The sequence below is a fragment of the uncultured Roseobacter sp. genome (assembly GCF_947488185.1).
Lineage (GTDB): Bacteria > Pseudomonadota > Alphaproteobacteria > Rhodobacterales > Rhodobacteraceae > Roseobacter.
In genome coordinates this window covers 239670-258524 of the sequence record NZ_CANKYM010000002.1, presented here as the reverse complement: position 1 = coordinate 258524, position 18855 = coordinate 239670, and the positions used below count along the sequence as shown (strand labels likewise).

Annotated in this window: 19 protein-coding genes; 14 read left to right on the top strand and 5 right to left on the bottom strand. The window is 61.0% G+C overall.

The genetic code is table 11. The annotated features are described in order from the left end of the window. The first annotated feature begins 51 nt into the window (after window positions 1–51). The 3 genes from Q1A52_RS07205 to Q1A52_RS07195 are packed head-to-tail and all read left to right on the top strand — an operon-like array spanning window position 52 to window position 4586. On the top strand, window positions 52–2130 hold the full coding sequence (locus tag Q1A52_RS07205; protein ID WP_300012905.1) for a hydantoinase/oxoprolinase family protein: 2079 nt from the start codon (window positions 52–54) through the stop codon (window positions 2128–2130). A gap of 4 nt (window positions 2131–2134) precedes the next feature. Further along, on the top strand, window positions 2135–3841 hold the full coding sequence (locus Q1A52_RS07200) for a hydantoinase B/oxoprolinase family protein (RefSeq protein ID WP_300012902.1): 1707 nt from the start codon (window positions 2135–2137) through the stop codon (window positions 3839–3841). A 37-nt stretch (window positions 3842–3878) separates the two neighbouring features. Beyond that, entirely contained in the window at window positions 3879–4586 is a 708-nt protein-coding gene (locus Q1A52_RS07195) for an SDR family oxidoreductase (protein ID WP_300012900.1), read from the top strand. A gap of 69 nt (window positions 4587–4655) precedes the next feature. On the opposite strand, the gene Q1A52_RS07190 is transcribed toward Q1A52_RS07195, so the two are convergent. Then, the gene (locus Q1A52_RS07190) at window positions 4656–4865 is read right to left on the bottom strand and encodes a CsbD family protein (RefSeq protein ID WP_300012897.1); all 210 of its coding nucleotides are present in this window, start codon (window positions 4863–4865) and stop codon (window positions 4656–4658) included. Window positions 4866–5049: 184 nt separating this feature from the next. Between Q1A52_RS07190 and Q1A52_RS07185 the strand changes: the two genes are divergently transcribed. From Q1A52_RS07185 to Q1A52_RS07175, 3 genes are read left to right on the top strand one after another with little or no spacing between them, the layout of a single operon-like run. Continuing rightward, window positions 5050–5493, top strand: a complete 444-nt coding sequence (locus Q1A52_RS07185; RefSeq protein ID WP_300012894.1) for a hypothetical protein — start codon at window positions 5050–5052, stop codon at window positions 5491–5493. Continuing rightward, entirely contained in the window at window positions 5493–6053 is a 561-nt protein-coding gene (locus Q1A52_RS07180) for a hypothetical protein (RefSeq protein WP_300012891.1), read from the top strand. The genes Q1A52_RS07185 and Q1A52_RS07180 overlap by 1 nt, the downstream gene beginning before the upstream one ends. After that, the gene (locus Q1A52_RS07175; protein WP_300012888.1) at window positions 6053–6613 is read left to right on the top strand and encodes an SCO family protein; all 561 of its coding nucleotides are present in this window, start codon (window positions 6053–6055) and stop codon (window positions 6611–6613) included. Before Q1A52_RS07180 ends, Q1A52_RS07175 begins: the two co-directional genes overlap by 1 nt. A gap of 29 nt (window positions 6614–6642) precedes the next feature. On the opposite strand, the gene Q1A52_RS07170 is transcribed toward Q1A52_RS07175, so the two are convergent. Both Q1A52_RS07170 and Q1A52_RS07165 read right to left on the bottom strand, forming a co-directional pair. Then, window positions 6643–7872: a Coenzyme F420 hydrogenase/dehydrogenase, beta subunit C-terminal domain gene (locus tag Q1A52_RS07170; RefSeq protein ID WP_300012885.1), complete on the bottom strand. Its 1230-nt coding sequence runs from the start codon at window positions 7870–7872 to the stop codon at window positions 6643–6645. After that, window positions 7869–8672 carry an NAD kinase gene (locus Q1A52_RS07165; protein WP_367278005.1) on the bottom strand — a complete coding sequence of 268 codons (804 nt, stop codon included), beginning with the start codon at window positions 8670–8672 and terminating at the stop codon, window positions 7869–7871. Before Q1A52_RS07165 ends, Q1A52_RS07170 begins: the two co-directional genes overlap by 4 nt. 177 nt (window positions 8673–8849) lie before the next feature. Between Q1A52_RS07165 and glyA the strand changes: the two genes are divergently transcribed. From glyA to Q1A52_RS07150, 3 genes are all read left to right on the top strand, one after another. Further along, window positions 8850–10145: a serine hydroxymethyltransferase gene (gene glyA / locus Q1A52_RS07160; RefSeq protein ID WP_300012879.1), complete on the top strand. Its 1296-nt coding sequence runs from the start codon at window positions 8850–8852 to the stop codon at window positions 10143–10145. A 133-nt stretch (window positions 10146–10278) separates the two neighbouring features. Then, window positions 10279–10689, top strand: a complete 411-nt coding sequence (locus Q1A52_RS07155) for a cupin domain-containing protein (RefSeq protein ID WP_300012876.1) — start codon at window positions 10279–10281, stop codon at window positions 10687–10689. 65 nt (window positions 10690–10754) lie between these two features. Next, window positions 10755–11513: a YHYH protein gene (locus Q1A52_RS07150; protein WP_300012873.1), complete on the top strand. Its 759-nt coding sequence runs from the start codon at window positions 10755–10757 to the stop codon at window positions 11511–11513. Here the strand turns inward: Q1A52_RS07150 and Q1A52_RS07145 are convergent. Continuing rightward, the gene (locus Q1A52_RS07145) at window positions 11506–11871 is read right to left on the bottom strand and encodes a hypothetical protein (protein ID WP_300012870.1); all 366 of its coding nucleotides are present in this window, start codon (window positions 11869–11871) and stop codon (window positions 11506–11508) included. The two genes, Q1A52_RS07150 and Q1A52_RS07145, sit on opposite strands and share 8 nt — an antisense overlap. Window positions 11872–11949: 78 nt before the next feature. On the opposite strand from Q1A52_RS07145, the gene Q1A52_RS07140 reads away from it, so the two are divergent. The 3 genes from Q1A52_RS07140 to carB all read left to right on the top strand — a co-directional run bounded on the left by Q1A52_RS07140 (window position 11950) and on the right by carB (window position 17001). Next, on the top strand, window positions 11950–12708 hold the full coding sequence (locus Q1A52_RS07140) for an alpha/beta fold hydrolase (protein ID WP_300012867.1): 759 nt from the start codon (window positions 11950–11952) through the stop codon (window positions 12706–12708). A 188-nt stretch (window positions 12709–12896) separates the two neighbouring features. After that, entirely contained in the window at window positions 12897–13487 is a 591-nt protein-coding gene (locus tag Q1A52_RS07135; protein ID WP_300012864.1) for a VPLPA-CTERM sorting domain-containing protein, read from the top strand. A 181-nt stretch (window positions 13488–13668) separates the two neighbouring features. Next, window positions 13669–17001, top strand: coding sequence for a carbamoyl-phosphate synthase large subunit (carB, locus tag Q1A52_RS07130; protein ID WP_300012861.1), 3333 nt, complete (start codon window positions 13669–13671; stop codon window positions 16999–17001). Between the two features lie 276 nt (window positions 17002–17277). Here carB and Q1A52_RS07125 read toward each other — a convergent pair whose 3' ends face one another. Next, window positions 17278–17652 carry a hypothetical protein gene (locus Q1A52_RS07125; protein ID WP_300012859.1) on the bottom strand — a complete coding sequence of 125 codons (375 nt, stop codon included), beginning with the start codon at window positions 17650–17652 and terminating at the stop codon, window positions 17278–17280. Between the two features lie 85 nt (window positions 17653–17737). Here Q1A52_RS07125 and Q1A52_RS07120 point away from each other — a divergent pair, with 85 nt between their 5' ends. Both Q1A52_RS07120 and Q1A52_RS07115 read left to right on the top strand, forming a co-directional pair. Beyond that, the gene (locus tag Q1A52_RS07120) at window positions 17738–18466 is read left to right on the top strand and encodes a Crp/Fnr family transcriptional regulator (protein WP_299778003.1); all 729 of its coding nucleotides are present in this window, start codon (window positions 17738–17740) and stop codon (window positions 18464–18466) included. A 76-nt stretch (window positions 18467–18542) separates the two neighbouring features. Then, window positions 18543–18830, top strand: a complete 288-nt coding sequence (locus tag Q1A52_RS07115) for a hypothetical protein (protein ID WP_299778004.1) — start codon at window positions 18543–18545, stop codon at window positions 18828–18830. The last annotated feature ends 25 nt before the right edge of the window (window positions 18831–18855 follow it).

Here is an 18855-nt window from a genome sequence, read left to right as displayed (position 1 = left end):
GAGCAGGCCCGCTGGCCGAGGACACAGATCAATCGTGAAAAGGACCCCCACATGTCAAAGACCTCCGTCAGGCTGGGCGTCGATATCGGCGGCACGTTTACGGATGTGGTGCTGGAGGTGGCAGATCAGTCCTTTTCCACCAAGGTCCTGACAACTTATGCCGCCCCCGAAAACGCGATCATCGAGGGCATGCATCAGGTCTGTGCCAAGGCGGGCATCTCCCCCGACCAGATCGATCAGATCATTCATGGCACCACGCTGGCCACCAATGCGCTGATCGAAAGGCGCGGGGCAAAAACGGCGTTGATCACGACCGAAGGCTTTCGTGATGTCATTGAAATGCGCACCGAATCCCGGTTCGAACAATATGATCTGAACCTCACGCTGCCTGAACCGCTGCTGCCACGCCAGCGCCGCTATACGCTGTCGGAACGGGTGGATGCGCGCGGCGAGGTGCTGATCCCGCTGGACCGGTCCGAGGTGGAATCCCTAGCGGACCAGATCAGCGAGGCGGGCTATGACAGCGTCGCGGTGGGCCTGATCCATTCCTATCTCAACGACACCCACGAACGTATGGTGCACGAGGTTCTGGCAGAAAGGCTGCCACATGTCATGGTGTCGCTCTCCTGCGAGGTCAGCCCGCAGATGCGGGAGTACGAGCGTTTCAACACCACCGTCGCCAATGCCTATATCAAGCCGCTGATGAAATCCTACCTTGGCCGTCTCAAAGGCCGCCTGCGCGATGAAGGCGCAGATTGTGACGTCTTCCCGATGCATTCCGGCGGGGGCATTATCTCGCTGGAAAGTGCGGCTGAATTCCCGGTGCGGCTGGTGGAGTCCGGTCCGGCGGGTGGCGCTGTCTTTGCCGCCCATGTCGCCGCGCGCTACGGGCTTGAGAAGGTGCTGAGCTTTGACATGGGCGGGACAACGGCCAAGATTTGCCTGATCAAGAACCAGACCCCGAAAACCTCGCGCGTCTTTGAGGTGGCCCGCTCCTACCGGTTCAAGAAAGGCTCCGGCATGCCAATTTCCATTCCGGTGATCGACATGGTGGAAATCGGCGCGGGCGGTGGTTCCCTTGCGCATGTGGATGCGCTGCGGCAAATCCGTGTCGGCCCCGAAAGCGCGGGGTCGGAACCGGGCCCGGCCTGTTACGGGCGCGACGGTGAGAAACCCGCGGTGACCGATGCCGATCTGGTGCTGGGCAGGCTCGACCCGGACACATTCGCCGGGGGCGTGATCCAGCTACACACCGACCGCGCCGAAGCGGCCTTGCGCACCCATCTTGGCGCGGCCCTTGAAATGGATGCTCACACAGCCGCCTTCGGGCTGGCCGAAGTGGTCGACGAAAACATGGCCAACGCCGCCCGCGTGCACGCGGTGGAAAACGGCGAGGATCTGAGCGATTACACCATGATCGCCTTTGGCGGCGCGGCCCCTTTGCACGCAGGCAGGCTTTGCGAAAAGCTGGGCGTAGACCGGTTGCTGGTCCCGCCCGGGGCAGGTGTCGGCTCCGCCATCGGCTTCCTGCGCGCGCCCTTCAGCTTCGAGGCGAACCGCTCCGTCTATATGAAGCTCTCGGATTTCGACGCTGACAAAATCAAGGGGCTACTGTCTGACCTCAAAGCTGAGTCCGAAGGGTTTGTGCGCAGCTGCGATGCCCAGAGCGACATTCTTTGTGAGTTCAAGGTCTACATGCGCTACACCGGCCAAGGCTGGGAAATCCCCATCGTGCTCAGCGCAGCGCAGGCCATGGCCCCGGACGCGGAAACCTTCAAGCACCTGTTTGAGCAGGACTATACCAAGCTATTCGGCCGCACCGTCGCAGGCCTCGACATCGAAATCACCGTCTGGTCGGTGAATGCCACAACGCCGCCCGACCCCGTTTTACGCGGAGAGACCACATCCGGCACCCTGCAAGCGCCTGTCGTTGCGAAGCGCCAGATGTTTGACCCCGCACAGGCTGCCTTCCTGACCACGTCGGTGGTTCAGCGTGCCGCAATGACCTTAGGCGCAGAGGTTGCAGGCCCTGCCGCCATTACCGAGGATGAGACCACCATCATCGTGCCCGAAAGCCGGCGCGCGATCCGCCAGCCGGACGGCTGCATTGACGTGATCCGGAAAGGATGAACGGATGACACAGCCTTCGAATGTCGCCTATCAGGTCATGTGGAACCGGTTGATTTCGGTGGTGGAGGAGCAAGCGCAGGCTTTGGTACGCACCGCCTTTTCCACTTCCGTGCGCGAGGCCGGTGATCTCTCTGCCGGGGTCTACGACACGCAGGGCCGGATGCTGGCGCAGGCCGTCACTGGCACCCCCGGCCATGTGAACGCCATGGCCGATGCGGTGGCGCATTTCATCCGGCGCATCGGGCGGCAGAACATTTTCCAAGGCGATGTCTATATCACCAACGACCCCTGGGAGGGCACCGGGCACCTGCATGACATCACCATGGTCACCCCCTCCTTTCACAACGACCTGCTGGTGGGGTTCTTTGCCTGCACCGCCCATGTGGTGGATATTGGCGGACGCGGCTTTGGCGCCGATGCCAACAGCGTCTACGAGGAAGGTCTCTACCTGCCAATCATGAAGTTCGCGGAACGGGGCACCGTGGACGAAACCATGATCCGCATCATTCGCGGCAATGTGCGCGAGCCCGATCAGCTGGTTGGTGACATCTACGCGTTGGGCAGTTGTAATGAGATTGGGCACCGCCGCCTCACGGCGATGATGGCGGAGTTTGGCCTCGACAATCTGGATGGCATCGCCGGGTACATTCTGGAGAACTCCCGCCGCGCGACACTGGAACGCATCAACGCCCTGCCCCATGCCGAGGCCAGCGGCGAGATGACGGTGGACGGGTTTGACACGCCGATCACACTGCGCGTTCGGCTGAGCATCGAGAAAGACCGCATCCTGTCGGATTTCGACGGCACCACGGGCCTCGACAAGAAAGGCATCAACTGCCCGCTGGTCTACACCAAGGCCTATGCCTGCTACGCGCTGAAATGTGCCATCGCGCCGGAAATTCCCAACAATGCAGCCTCGCTTGCGCCTTTTGAGGTCACCGCACCGGAAAACAGCATCGTGCATGCGTTACACCCCGCGCCCGTCGCCCTGCGCCATATCGTGGGGCATTTCGTGCCGGATGTGGTCTATGCAGCACTTGACCAGATCCTGCCCGGCGTGGTGCCCGCCGAAGGGGCCGGGTGCCTGTGCAACTTTCAGGTCTCCCTGCGCCCGCGCAGCGATGCGCCTGCCCCGGCGGATGCCGTCCGCTCCGAGGTGCTGACATTCAATTCAGGCGGGTCCGGTGCGCGGCCAGCACATGACGGGTTGAACGCGACCGCCTTTCCCTCGGGCGTGATGACCATGCCTATTGAAGCGACGGAGCACGCAGGGCCGGTGATCATCTGGCGCAAGGAGTTGCGCCCTGATTCAGGTGGCCTTGGCACCTATCGCGGCGGGCTTGGTCAGGTGATGGAGGTCGGCGCACGCGACGGGCATGAGTTCGATATCTCCGCCATGTTCGACCGCGTGGATCATCCCGCGCGTGGCAGGCGTGGCGGGGCTGCAGGTGCGGCGACAACAATTGCACAGGACGACGGCACACCCATGCGCGGAAAGGGCAAGCAATTCATACCCCACGGCCGCCGGGTGCAAATGGCATTTCCGGGCGGCGCGGGCTATGGCGACCCGCAAGAGCGTGACAAATTGCTGGTCCGCCAGGATCTGCTGCGCGGCTATATCTCGCCTGAAACGGCCCGCGACGCCTACGGCATGAGCGAGGCCGAGATCGCCAAGATCGACGCCGCGTGCAAGATCGGCGAAGAGAAATAGCGCCCGCAAAGCGCGTCAATCGGAGAGGAAAGAAACCATGGCAGAAACAAAAGTGGCTCTGGTGACGGCAGGGGGCAGCGGCATGGGGGCAGATTGCGCCCGGGCGCTCGCCGCAGATGGGTTCAAGCTTGGCATCCTGTCCTCTTCTGGCAAAGGCGAGGCGCTGGCGAAAGAACTGGGCGGCGTCGGCATCACCGGCACAAATAAATCGCGAGATGATCTGCAAAAGCTGGTGGACGCGGCGATGAACCATTGGGGTCGGATCGACGTTTTGGTCAACTCGGCGGGCCACGGGCCCCGCGCCCCGGTGTTGGAATTGACAGACGAGGATTGGCACGAAGGCATGGAGGTTTACTTTCTCAACGCCGTGCGTCCGACGCGTCTGGTCACGCCGATCATGCAAGCGCAGGGTGGCGGCGCGATCATCAACATCTCCACCTTTGCAGCATTCGAGCCCAACGCCGTGTTTCCCACCTCCGGCGTGATGCGCGCCGGTCTGGCTGCCTTCAGTAAACTTTTCGCGGATAAATACGCGGGTGAGAACATTCGCATGAACAACGTGTTGCCCGGCTTTATCGACAGCCTTCCCGAGAAGGACGAGTTCCGGGCGATGATCCCCATGGGACGCTACGGCAAGTCGTTGAATGAAATCGCCAGCGTGGTGGCCTTCCTGGCCTCAGAGGGCGGGGCTTACATCACCGGACAGAACGTCCGGGTCGATGGCGGCATCACACGCTCTGTCTGAGTCCAGATGTGAAAAAGGCGACCCCCGCATGGGAGCCGCCCTTTAAAAAATCAGACGCGACGAGGTAAATTACGCGGCTGACTTATGCTCTGCGATGAAGGCGTCGATCTGACGCTCGGCCTCATCTTTGGCCACGCCGTAACGCTCCTGGATGAGCCCGGCAAGGCGCTCGCGGTCGCCCTCGGCCTGATCGATCTCATCGTCGGTCAGCTCGCCCCACTTGGACTGAACCTGACCCTTCATCTGTTTCCAGTTGCCTTTGATAATGTCCCAGTTCATTGGTCTCTCCTTTATCTGTCGAAATCGTTGAACCAAGCACATGCGCATCACATGCTCTTGCCAAGCCAACACGTGTCCGTGCAATTGGTTCCGCAAAAAAGTGATCGACTTGGTGGATTTCCGCCGTTGATCGAAAAAGGGGCTGCTCGTAGGCTTCCGGCACCAGAACCGGAGGAATTGCCGCATGCGCCTGATGTTATCCCTGCTCTTATCCAGCCTCGCGCTGCCCGGCTGGGCCGCGGAGGGCACCCGCATTCAGGTGACCGGAGAGATCATCGACACCTGGTGCTATTACTCCGGTGTCATGGGCGGGCCTGACGCGGTTGTGGGGTCGGCGCATCATACCTGCGCACTGTGGTGTTCGGCGGGCGGCATCCCGGTCGGGCTGCTGGCCGAGGATGGCACTGTCTATACCGTGCTGAAGATCGCGCAGGACGCGAGTTCGGCCAGTGGTGACACACAGCTCAGCCTCGCGGCCCACACCGTGACAGCCGACGGGATGCTCTATGAGCGCGACGGGTTGAAGTATCTCGTCGTCAGCGAGGTGGTCAGCGATATGGATATCGTGAACCCGACCCACGAAGATTACGGCACCGTGCCGCCCTTCTCATTCCCGGAGCCGAAGTGATGCGCAACCTGATTTTCATTTTCACCCTGATCGCCAGCCCGCTGACGGCGCAGGATTTCTCCGAAGGATCGGAGGCCAAGACCTGGAACCTCTATGCCGAAGTGCCCGCCCGGTTCGAGGCCAAGGTGGTGGATGTGCTCTGTGAATTGACCGGCGATTGCGCGGATGACTGCGGTGCGGGGGCGCGCCAGTTGGGGCTTGTGCGGTCGGTCGACAATGTCATGGTTCTGCCCATGAAGAACTCCCAGCCCGCGTTTACAGGTGCCGCTGAAGAGCTGGCCCCGTTCTGCAATCAGGTGATCGAGGTCGATGGCCTGATGATCGAGGATGAGGATCTGGGCGCCAGCAACATCTATCTGGTGCAGCGCATCAAAGCCGGGGATGCCGATTGGATCAAGGCCAACACCTGGACCAAGAAATGGGCTCAGAAGTATCCTGAAGCCAAGGGCAAGGGCCCCTGGTTCCGCCGCGATCCTCGGGTGAAGGATGTGATCTCGACCGAGGGGTATCTGGGCCTGGGTCTTGAGGCGGATGAAACATACGCCGAAGAAAACTTCTGATGCGCGCGGCGTTTTGGGTCACGACCTGCCTGGCCACCGGCGCCATGGCAGAGGCCCCGCCGCTGCCGTTTGACCTCGGCGGGCCATTTGCGCTGACCAACCAATTTGGCGAGACCCGGACGCAGGCCGACCCGGACGGACGCGCGCAGCTGTTGTTTTTCGGATATGCCAATTGCCTGAACATCTGCTCCGCGGCACTGCCGTTGATGGCCGACGTGGTGGACGCACTGGCCGATGAAGGGCTTGCCGTCACACCGGTGATGATCACTGTCGCCCCGGATCAGGATCAGGTGGACACGATGGGTGCGCCATTGGCGGAAATACACGAGGATTTCATCGGGCTGACCGGCGACGATCTGGCGTTGCAGACAGCTTATGAGGCATTTTCCGTTGAGGTCGAGCCGCTGTTTCAGGACCCCGAATACGGTTGGATCTATTCCCACGGCAGTTTCGTGCATTTGCTGGACCAATCCGGAGAGGTGTTGACCCTTTTGCCGCCCATTCTGGATGCCACGCGTACCACTGACATCGTACGCGGGTACCTTTCTCCCCGCGGGTAAGGGGGCCAGCCCCCGCCTGAGCCTTTGGCTCAGTCTCCCCCGGGATATTTCTTGCCAGAAGAAGCCGGTGTTTCCTCTGGCCCTGGCTGCAAGCCGTAGGGCGCGGCGATGTCCCAGACATGTTCGGGTACCATGTTTTTCATCTTGGCGGGTGCTTCGCGGCGCAGGTGCAGGATGGTTTCCGCCGCTTTCATCTCCACCCGCGCGCGGGCAAACTCGAGCCCTCTGGGTCCGATGCGTGGTTGCAGCCAGCTGACGATGGGGCGTAGCCAGTCGGGCATCCGCCGCAGTGGCAGACCGCCAGCGGCACGTTCGGTGTTGGCGACAAATCCCTTTACCGCGCTTGCTCTTTTCCCTGCGCTGCCCGGGGTGCTGAGGCGGATCTGATCGCCAAGACTGTCGAGCATTTCCGCGCCACGGGCGTTGCGCACGAGCAGCCATTGCGCGCCCTGCCCGCCCATGTAGCCCACGGTGATGTCGGCAAGACTGTTGGTGTAGTCCACGCAGGTGCGGCAGGTCAGCGGAAAGAAATCCGCCGGCAGATCCGAGATGGGCAGGGAGAGGAACGGGATCAGGCGCTGGCGTCCGTCGGCATAGCGCAGTTCCACTTTGAAATCAGCGCGGAACTCCAGATAGGTGATGCTGGCGGGATCTTCATCCAGCAAGCTGAGAAAATGGTGAAAATTCTCGGTGGTTGTGTTGTCGGAGCAGGGCGTGCCGATAACGTAAAGCCGCTCCAGCTCCAATTCCGCCTCCAGGCAGCGGAGCGCGTAGATCTGACAGGGGATGCCGATCACCGCCAACCGCTTGAACCCCAGGTCCTGCGCGGTTTCCAGCAAGGCCAGCAAAGGCGCGTATCCCATGCGCATGCCCCGCGCCTCAGCCATATCCTGCGGGTCCGTGATCAGGGCAGGTTTCGGACGCCAGACATCCTCCGGGTCCGGCACCATCGTCAGCACCGCCCGCACCTGGTCGCGCTCCAGCAAAGCGGCGGCCAGTGACGTGGTGATCCCCGTCCATTGTGCCCCTGCCTTTGGCGTTGCCATCTCCGCGCGGTACATCGCCTGGAACGGGCCAAAGAAGTGTTCATCCCCGTCTTGCCGGGTGCGCCCGTGCACCTGCCGTTCCAGCCCGGGGTAGTCCGGCGCGATGAACTGGCAGGCCCGCCCGCAGGCCTTGTCATTCTGCATGCGGGAAACGCCGCAATCGGTACAGAGCCCGCGGGGGGCCGCCGGACCGATCTGCGGCGTCAGCGTCACGTGAACTGCTCGTTGATCAGTCGTTCTTCCAGCCCGTGGCCGGGATCAAAGAGGATGCGGTGCACGACGCTTGGTTCAGAGCGGATTTCAACGCTCACCACACCCATGACGGAATTGGCATCGGCCTCTGCCATCACCGGGCGTTTTTCGGGTTCAAGCACGTCAATCTGGACCACCGCCTTTTTCGGCAAAAGCGCCCCGCGCCAGCGCCGGGGGCGAAAGGCGCTCATTGCGGTCAGGGCCAAGACCTCGGAGCCGATGGGGATGATCGGTCCGTGGGCGGAGTAGTTATAGGCGGTGGACCCGGCGGGCGTGCTGACCAGCGCGCCGTCACAGACCAATTCCGCCATGCGCAGCCGCCCGTCGACGGTGATCTTCAACTTGGCCGCCTGGGGTCCGGCCCGCAGGAGAGACACTTCATTGATGGCCAGCGCTTTTGCGGTGCTGCCGTCGGCCTTGGTCGCCGTCATGCTCAGCGGGTTCAGGTCTGCCTCCTCAGCCGCGGCCAGCCGATCCTGCAGGTCGATCTCCGAATAGGCATTCATCAGAAACCCGATGGTGCCGCGATTCATACCGTACACGGGGGCCGCGAGATGTTGCATGTCGTGCAGGGTCTGCAGCATGAACCCATCCCCGCCCAGTGCCACGATCACGTCCGCCTCCTCCGGTTTGGCATTGCCATACCGTGTGATCAGCGCCGCCCGCGCGGTTTGCGCAACCTCGGCGCGGCTGGCCGTAAAGGCGATTTTTTGGGACATCTTGTTTCCGATCCGGGACTTTATGATCCGAAACAAGCACATATCCGCCGCGGAGGCCAGTATTGCGCCGAGATGCCACGGTAACCCGGATTGCGTGAACGTAACGCAGCCCGTATGAACGCCGCACAGAGCCTGACAAAGGTCGCTTTACACTCTTTTCCACCCCGCGTGTTTCCGATAGGAAACTGCATCTTTGCTCATTTATCAGGGAAACCGCTCATGAACGCTCCGCACCGCGCCCCCGGATTTTTCACCAAGTCGCTGGCCGACAGCGACCCGGAAATCTTTGAGTCGATCACCGATGAGCTGGGCCGCCAGCGCGACGAGATCGAGTTGATCGCATCAGAGAATATCGTTTCTGCCGCCGTGCTCGAAGCACAGGGCAGCATCATGACCAACAAATACGCCGAAGGCTATCCGGGCCGACGCTATTACGGCGGCTGCCAATTCGTCGACGTGGCCGAAGAACTGGCGATCGAGAGAGCCTGCAAACTCTTTGACTGCGGGTTTGCCAATGTCCAACCCAACTCCGGCTCGCAGGCCAACCAAGGGGTGTTTCAGGCACTGCTGCAGCCGGGCGATACCATCCTCGGCATGTCGCTGGACGCGGGTGGTCACCTGACCCACGGCGCGAAACCCAACCAGTCCGGCAAGTGGTTCAACGCGGTGCAATACGGCGTGCGCAAGGAAGACAACTTGCTGGACTATGAGCAGGTCGAGGCGCTGGCCAAAGAACACCAGCCCAAGATGATCATCGCCGGTGGATCGGCCATTCCGCGTCAGATCGACTTTGCCCGCATGCGCGAGATTGCCGATATGGTTGGGGCCTATCTACACGTGGACATGGCTCACTTTGCAGGTCTGGTGGCGGCAGGCGAACACCCTTCGCCGTTTCCGCACGCGCACGTGGCCACCACGACAACGCACAAGACCTTGCGCGGTCCTCGGGGTGGCATGATCCTGACCAATGACGAAGCGCTGGCTAAGAAATTCAACTCCGCGATTTTCCCAGGCATCCAGGGCGGTCCGCTCATGCACGTGATTGCGGGCAAGGCGGTGGCATTCGGTGAAGCGCTGCGCCCCGAATTCAAAGAGTACATCAAACAGGTGGTCGCAAACGCTCAGGCGCTGTCGGATCAGCTGATCAAAGGTGGGCTCGACACGGTGACCCATGGCACCGACACGCATGTTCTGCTGGTGGATTTGCGCCCAAAAGGCGTGAAGGGCAATGCGACCGAGAAGGCCCTTGGCCGCGCGCATATCACCTGCAACAAGAACGGCGTGCCCTTCGATCCGGAAAAACCAACGGTGACATCGGGCATTCGCCTCGGCTCCCCTGCGGGCACGACGCGCGGCTTTGGCGAGCCGGAGTTCCGCCAGATCGCGGATTGGATCATCGAAGTGGTTGATGGGCTTGCCGCCAACGGCGAAGAGGGCAATGCCGCAGTAGAGGAAAAGGTGAAGGCGGAGGTCGCCGAGCTTTGCGCACGCTTCCCGCTCTACCCGAACCTCTAAGTGTAAATGCCAAGGTGGCCTGAAGCCCACCTTACCTGCTTTCAGCACCGGTCGCTTTTGAGAGCAATCTTTGTATCAGACAGGTAGGGTGGGCTTCAGGCCACCTTACCCGGGCGCTGTAAGGAAAAAGCAGATGCGCATTACCAGAGCAGGAAGCCAAGCCTCAGGCAAAGGCGCCGCGGAATACTTCACCGGTGCCGTACGCATCGATCCGGTGATTGCAACCGATCCGCCTGCCCGGCTGACAGGCAACCATGTCACTTTCGAACCCGGTGCACGCACGGCATGGCACACGCATCCGCTTGGTCAGACACTGGTGATTACGTCAGGCCTGGGACGTGCGCAGATCCAGGGGGGTCCGATACAGACCTTGCGCCCTGGCGACGTGGTCTGGTTTTCACCTGACGAGAAACACTGGCATGGTGCGGCGCCCGAAACAGCCATGACACATCTGGCATTTCAGGAAGCTCTGGACGGGAAAGCCGTTGTCTGGCTCGAACAGGTCAGCGACGAAGACTACGCTCAGCCCCCTGCCGAGCGCTGAAAAACCCGCGACGGAAATTGGCACGCTCTCCGTATCACTCCTGTCCAACAGATAGGAAAACCCTCATGCGCTCCCCATGGCCAGCCCCTCTTGCCCTGACAGCGGCGATTGTCTTTCTGGGCATCCTGGCCTCCACCACGTCCGCGCGGGTGGAGATAGAAACGTCGGAAGACAAACGCTGTGTTCAAACCGACAGCCTGCCGGACCATGCCACAGGGACCTTTCCCAACAGCGGCAATCCCAACCAAATCAAGGCCCAGTCGATCAGCTTCTGCGTGACCACCAAGCCCGAGCGTGGCACACGCGCCCAACCCGTGCGCGTCACGGGCATTGCCGAAAACGGTGTGATCATTCGGCCGGGCACCGCAGATTATTACGATGCCAGCAGCCCGCGGGGCCATTCCCGGGACCGCAGCTCCGGGTGGAACCTCGACGGGATGGGCGCGCGAGACCTGTTGGGGCTGGATGACCAGAACGGCCATGTGGGTCCGCGCGGAACCTACCACTATCACGGCGTCGCCCCTGCCCTCGCCAGCGCCAGCGAAGACACACGGATCGGCTGGGCCGCGGATGGGTTTGAAATCCACTACCTCGGAGATCAGGGACGCTCCAGCTATCTGCTGCTGCCCGGCGCACGCGAGACGGCGCCCGGTGGCGTTCATGATGGCACCTATAACGAGGACTGGACCTACATCGCCGGCGCGGGCAACCTTGATGAATGCAACGGCGGGATGATGGACGGCCGCTACGTCTACGTTGCCACAGACACCTACCCCTTCTTTCCCCGGTGCCTCTACGGGACGGACATCACCCGGATCAGATAGCGCCGCGCAGGCGCCCAATGACCACAAGAGCCGTGAACAACAGGATCAGGTTGAAGGCAATCGCCGCCAAAACCGACAGGATGCGACCGCGGCGGGCGTCCGCCCGGTCGATGCCCGCCAAATGCTCCAAGACCTCTGAATAGGCCTGCGCGACCTGTTCATCGCCCATTTGCCGCAACAGCCGCGGATTGCCCCGCACAGCGTCGGCCTCCGCCACCAGTTGCGCCTGCGCCCGGATGCGGCGCGGCAGCCTGCGCCCCGCGCGCTTTACCTGCTGCGCCAAGGACCTGCCCTTCACGCCCAGGCGCCGCTCCAGCGCACTGCTCAATGCCTCGGATTTTGCCTCGATATCGACCATGATCGGACCCTAATCAGCTGCGGGCACGCGGCGCAATAGCACTGGCACCACATCCGCAAATCCGCTAGCCCTTGCCTCATGCTCAACTATTCCGAATTCGGTGCCGCTCATGCACCTGCTACCCTCATCGTGCATGGTCTCTACGGTTCTGGCCGCAACTGGGGTGTCATCGCCAAGCGCCTCAGCAACGATCTGCGCGTCATCACCGTGGACCTGCGCAATCACGGTCACAGCGACTGGACGGAAACGCACAGCTACCCGGACATGGCGCAGGATCTTGCCGAATTGATCAGGCACATCGGGGGCCCCTGCCATGTTGTCGGGCATTCCATGGGGGGCAAGGCGTCCATGGTCCTGGCGCTTGAAAACCCCGAGCTGGTTGATCGCCTGATCATCGCCGACATCGCGCCGGTCGCCTATACACACAGCCAGATACAGTTCATCGAAGCGATGCGCCGGGTCGACCTGAGCACCGTGTCCCGCCGTTCGGAAGCAGAGGCGCAATTGGCTGACTTGGGTGTCGAGCCTGCATTGCAGAGCTTTTTTACCCAATCCCTTGATCTGACAGAAAAACGCTGGCGGTTGAACCTCGATGTACTGGCACGGGAAATGGATAAAATCATGGACTTTCCTGACCTTAATGGGGCTTTTGACGGTCGGACATTGTTTCTCTCAGGCGCGGCCTCTGACTATGTCACGCCAGATCACCGCCCCAAGATCAAATCGCTCTTTCCCAAAGCACGTTTTGCAAAACTGCCGGGTGCTGGTCACTGGCTGCATGCGGACAAGCCACGAGAGTTCGAAGCCTCCGTGCATGCGTTCCTGCATCATCCGTAAAGGGAGCCGCCGTGTTGCCCATCCCACAACAATGTGCCTTCTGCGTAACGATTGTCCCGAAACACCCGCTACAGGAACACTTTTTAAGCGCAAAACCACCGTATTCCTTGCGTTTTCCGCCACTTTTTGCATTACTACTCGTCGGTTGAATCGGTATGGCTTCAGTCCGTAGGTAAAGGTACGTAACCATGAGAAACATTTTCACGTTTTTTCTGTCAGCTGGACTTGGCTTGACGGCTGCCGTGGGCGCTACATCCCTCAACAATTCAAGCTTCTCTGCTTCTGAAGGCGCCAACAGCGCGCGGGTCGCAGGAGTTCAATTTGACGCGCAAAGCGGGCCCTTTTCGGCGGGCGGCGGCGCGATAGAGAATGGTGTTCAGCCAACCTCTGATTCGACTATTTCCTTTTTCAGAACCCAATCGCTCGACACGCCCGTTGAGATTGCGGCTCTGAATCTAGACACTGATTCCTTCGAACCCGATCTTCTGGAAGAAACTGCGGAAGAACCGCAGATTGTCCAAGAGCTTCTGGAAGTCGTTGAGAAAAAGGATGCGTACACGCCAGCGAGTTTCTCAGGAAGCCCGTTCAATTTGTTGCGCACAGGGTCGGGAGGATCAGGTTCAACGGGCTCAGGTGGCGGTAGCGGCACACCCGCAAGCACATCGCCCAGTACTCTTGAGCGAGAGTCGGTAGCGGTTGTGCCCTTGCCAGCATCTGCGCTTCTTTTTGGGTCCGCTTTCCTCGGGTTTGGGATTATTCGGCGCAGAAAAAAAGCTTGAAGCAGGTCTAGGTAATCACGTCAAAGGCGACCTCCCGGGGCCGCCTTTTTTGTGTCTGAGGGCATGCTCTCCCAATTCCTAACGCTTGGCGGCAATCGCCCCTTGCGCACGGCCCCTTGATGCCTATAACGCAGGACAATTTGGGCACATCGGCGTGCCCATCTGCCCCGGGGATCGCACCATGCCAAAAAGAACCGATATCAAATCGATCATGATCATTGGGGCGGGGCCCATTGTGATCGGTCAGGCGTGCGAATTCGACTACTCGGGCGCGCAAGCCTGCAAGGCGTTAAAGGAGGAAGGCTACCGGGTCATCCTTGTGAATTCAAACCCCGCGACGATCATGACCGACCCCGGGCTGGCGGACGCTACTTACATTGAGCCCATTACGCCCGAGATGGTCGCCAAGATCATTGAGAAGGAACGCCCCGACGCGTTGCTGCCCACCATGGGCGGGCAAACCGGGCTCAACACTTCCCTGGCCCTCGAAGAGATGGGTGTGCTCGACGAATTCAACGTTGAGATGATCGGGGCCAAGCGGGACGCCATCGAGATGGCCGAAGACCGCAAGCTCTTTCGCGAGGCGATGGATCGGTTGGGCATTGAAAATCCCAAGGCGGCGATTGTCACCGCGCCCAAGGACGCGAACGGCAAGAAGGACCTCGCCGAGGGTGTGCGCCTGGCTCTGGACACGCTGGAAGAGGTCGGCCTGCCCGCAATCATCCGCCCCGCCTTCACCATGGGCGGTACGGGGGGCGGTGTGGCCTACAACCGCGATGACTATGAGGCGATCTGTCGCTCCGGCATGGATGCGAGCCCTGTGGGCCAGATCCTCGTCGACGAGTCCCTGCTCGGCTGGAAAGAGTTCGAGATGGAGGTGGTGCGCGACACCGCCGACAACGCCATCATCGTCTGTTCCATTGAAAACGTCGACCCGATGGGCGTGCATACGGGCGACTCGATCACCGTGGCGCCTGCGCTCACGCTGACCGACAAGGAATACCAGATCATGCGCAACCACTCCATCGCGGTGCTGCGCGAGATCGGGGTGGAGACGGGCGGCTCCAACGTGCAATGGGCGGTGAACCCTGACGATGGTCGCATGGTGGTGATCGAGATGAACCCGCGCGTATCGCGGTCCTCGGCGCTGGCCTCCAAGGCCACGGGCTTTCCCATTGCCAAGATCGCCGCCAAGCTCGCCGTGGGCTTCACCCTTGATGAGCTCGACAATGACATCACAAAGGTCACGCCCGCGAGCTTCGAGCCGACCATCGACTATGTGGTCACCAAGATCCCCAAATTCGCCTTCGAGAAATTCCCCGGCTCCACGCCTGACCTGACCACCGCGATGAAGTCGGTGGGTGAGGCCATGTCCATCGGACGCACCATCCACGAGTCCATGCAGAAGGCACTGGCCAGCATGGAAGAGGGTCTGACCGGCTTCAACGAGATCGACATCCCCGGCGCGCCGGACAACGCCGCCATCGTCAAAGCGATAAGCCAGCAAACGCCTGACCGGCTGCGCACCATCGCGCAGGCTATGCGCCATGGCATGAGCGACGAGGACATCCACGCGGTGACCATGTTCGACCCGTGGTTCCTCGCCCGTATCCGCGAGATCATTCAGGCCGAAGCCGAAGTGCATATGAACGGCCTGCCCCGCGACGCCACCGGTCTGCGGCATCTCAAGATGATGGGCTTCACCGACGCCCGCCTTGCCGAGCTGACCGGCCAGCGGGAAGCCGACGTCCGCCGTGCCCGCCATGCGGAAGGCGTCACGGCGGTCTTCAAACGCATCGATACCTGTGCGGCGGAATTCGAAGCGCAGACGCCCTACATGTATTCAACCTATGAAAGCCCTGTCTTCGGCGAGGTGGAATGCGAGGCCCGCCCCTCGGACCGCAAGAAGGTCGTGATCCTCGGCGGGGGCCCCAACCGCATCGGGCAAGGCATCGAGTTCGATTATTGCTGCTGTCACGCCTGCTATGCGCTCACCGATGCAGGCTATGAAACCATCATGGTCAACTGCAACCCCGAGACGGTCAGCACGGACTACGACACCTCCGACCGACTCTATTTCGAGCCGCTCACCTTCGAGCACGTGATGGAAATCCTGCGCGTCGAGCAGGACAACGGCACCCTGCACGGCGTGATCGTGCAGTTCGGCGGCCAGACGCCCCTGAAGATCGCGCAGGCGCTGGCCAACGAAGGCATCCCGATCCTCGGCACCACGCCCGACGCCATCGATTTGGCCGAAGACCGCGAACGCTTCCAGCAGCTCGTGCAATCCCTCGGCCTCAAGCAACCAAAAAACGGCATCGCCCATTCCGACGCAGAAGCCCTAGAAATCGCCTCCGATATCGGCTTTCCGCTGGTCATCCGCCCCTCCTACGTGCTCGGTGGCCGCGCCATGGAGATCGTGCGCGATCAGGCCAGCCTCGAACGCTACATCACCTCTGCCGTGGTTGTTTCCGGCGACAGCCCCGTGCTGCTCGACAGCTACCTCGCGGGCGCGGTGGAGCTGGACGTAGACGCACTCTGCGACGGCACCGACGTGCATGTGGCAGGCATCATGCAGCACATCGAAGAGGCGGGCGTGCATTCCGGCGACAGCGCCTGCTCCCTGCCGCCCTATTCCCTGCCCCGAGAGATCATCGCCGAGATCGAAACCCAGACCCACGCACTCGCAAAGGCCCTCAACGTGGTCGGCCTGATGAACATCCAGTTCGCGATCAAGGACGGTGAGATCTACCTTATCGAGGTCAACCCCCGCGCCTCGCGCACCGTGCCCTTTGTGGCCAAAGCGACCGACTCAGCGATCGCCTCTATTGCCGCGCGCATCATGGCGGGCGAGCCGCTCAGCACCTTCCCGCAGCGACCGCCCTATGACGCCGACGCCGCCTATGACGACGTGCTCCCCCTGGGCGATCCGATGACGCTGGCCGATCCCAACATGCCGTGGTTCTCGGTCAAGGAGGCTGTGCTGCCCTTCGCGCGCTTCCCAGGGGTCGATACGCTCCTGGGCCCCGAAATGCGCTCCACCGGTGAGGTCATGGGCTGGGACCGCGACTTCCCCCGCGCTTTCCTGAAGGCACAGATGGGAGCGGGTACGATCCTGCCATCCGAGGGTTGCGCCTTCTTGTCTATCAAGGACATGGACAAAACCGACGACATGCTGGAAGCCGCTCGCATCCTGCTGGACCAGGGCTTTACCCTGGTCGCCACGCGTGGCACCGCCAAATGGCTCGCCGATCACGATCTGGTCTGTGGCGTGGTCAACAAGGTCTATGAGGGCCGCCCCGACGTGACCGATATGATGAAGGATGAGGCCATCCATCTTGTCATGAACACCACCGAAGGCACACAGGCAGTGGAGGACAGCAAATCCATTCGCTCCATCGCCCTCTACGACAAAATCCCCTATTTTACCACTGCGGCGGGCAGCTATGCCGCGGCACTCGCGATCCGTGCGCAGGCCGACGGGGATGTAGGCGTCAAGGCTTTGCAGGCGTGAGACATCGGGCAAACGCAATTTGACGAGCCAGTTGGCGGATGAGTTGAAGCCAATCGGTGCCTATTTCGTCTGGCGATGTTTTCATTCCAATGGCATGCGCAAGAGCTGCAAAGTATACGATACAGGTTGCATCGTTCATGCTCTGACAGTGCAAACAGGATGAAATTCAAGGGTGTCGTTGTCAGGCTACCGGCAGCTTGAGACGATCCGCCGTTCAACCACGCTGACACGGCGCGGACTTACCAGAGCTGGCAGGCGGCATCCCTGCAAGTCTGCCTATTCCGCGTCGACCCGTTCCACGTCGCCTGCAGACATTAAACAATGCGCGGCCTGAATGACCTGAGCTTGCGTAAATGGGCGGTTCAAATGCTGCCAGTGCGGAAAATATGAGGTTTCAGCCAAATCCAAAGTGATAACTGCTCGCTGTTCAACCCACGAAAGGTCTTCGTTGTCCAAGTCGAGGACGCCACCACGCGCTGCAACAAACACCAACGCGGGATCGAACGTTCCATCCGGCACCTCACGTGCTTGCCGCACCGTCTCGAAAGTTCTGCAGACACATCCTGCCTGCCAGAACGCGAAAATCCCCGCGACATCCTGAGATATGAGTGGATCGGATACGACGATCGCGACGAAAAGCGTTTGTTCCAAAGAGATATTCTCCGATTTCGGCCACTATTATGGAACCCTTTCGGCATCGTCGCATTAAACTATGACATAGTAAGGAGCATTACCTATGGTCACCCACTGCGCATCATGTCCGCTGCAAAAGCATTCCTTCTTTCAGGACATGACACAGGATGAAGTGGACAAGACGCAGCGGTTCAAATCCGGTGAGCTGTCGGTGGACCCTGGAACGCCCATTCTGATGGAAGGCAGCAATGCGCCACAGCTTTACACGGCCCTGCGGGGCATGGGGTTGCGGTACAAGACACTTCCCGACGGCAACCGGCAGGTCATAAATCTGATCTTCCCGGGCGATTTCATCGGCCTGCAAGCGGGCGTGCTGGGAGAAATGGGCCATTCGGTGGAAGCCACGACACATATGACGTTCTGTGTCTTCGACCGGGGCGATTTTTTCGACTTTTTCCGGAACTCCACTGCGCGGGCGTTTGACATCACCTGGCTTGCCGCGACAGAAGAGCACTTTCTGGGGGACACGCTGACAACGCTTGGACAACGCGACGCCATCTCGGCAATTGCCTGGGCTTTCGTTCGAATTTTTCAACGAGCCGATGCCTTGGGCATGGTGCAGAATGGTACGATGCCCTTTCCCTACAAACAGCAGGACATAGCGGATGCCATGGGTTTGTCGCTGGTCCACACCAACAAGACCCTCGCCCGGTTGCGCGAACGCCAGCTCGCTGTCTGGGATGACGGGCAGTTAAAAATCCACGACGTGGCGGAATTGGCCGCAGTTGCCGAGATGGAACTTGAACCGGTCAAATCTCGCCCGCTGATCTGATGCCCTGGCGTGTCGGTCGCCAATCAGATCGGGACATGCAATGATGCAGAAACCATACCCATCCGGAGGTTTTCAAATGCGTTTCCTTCTTCTGACATCCGCGCTGGTCCTGTCGGCCTGTGCCCCCGCGCCGGAACCTGTCACCGGTTCCCTGCCCTTCTTCGGCGACGGTTACCGTTTCAAGGGCGATATCTGCCGCCGCGTAGGCGAGGATGATTTCACCAACCAGTTTCTCGACGACGCCGCCGATCTCGTGGGCTGTCCCGAGGACGCGGAGAACCTTGGCGTGTTCGTGATCGACACCGGGGCTGTCGAAGTGGCGCGGCGGGATGGCTACGTGCTTTATTCCGTGCCTGTGCGCTGACTGCGGCGGCACCGCTCAACGCCTT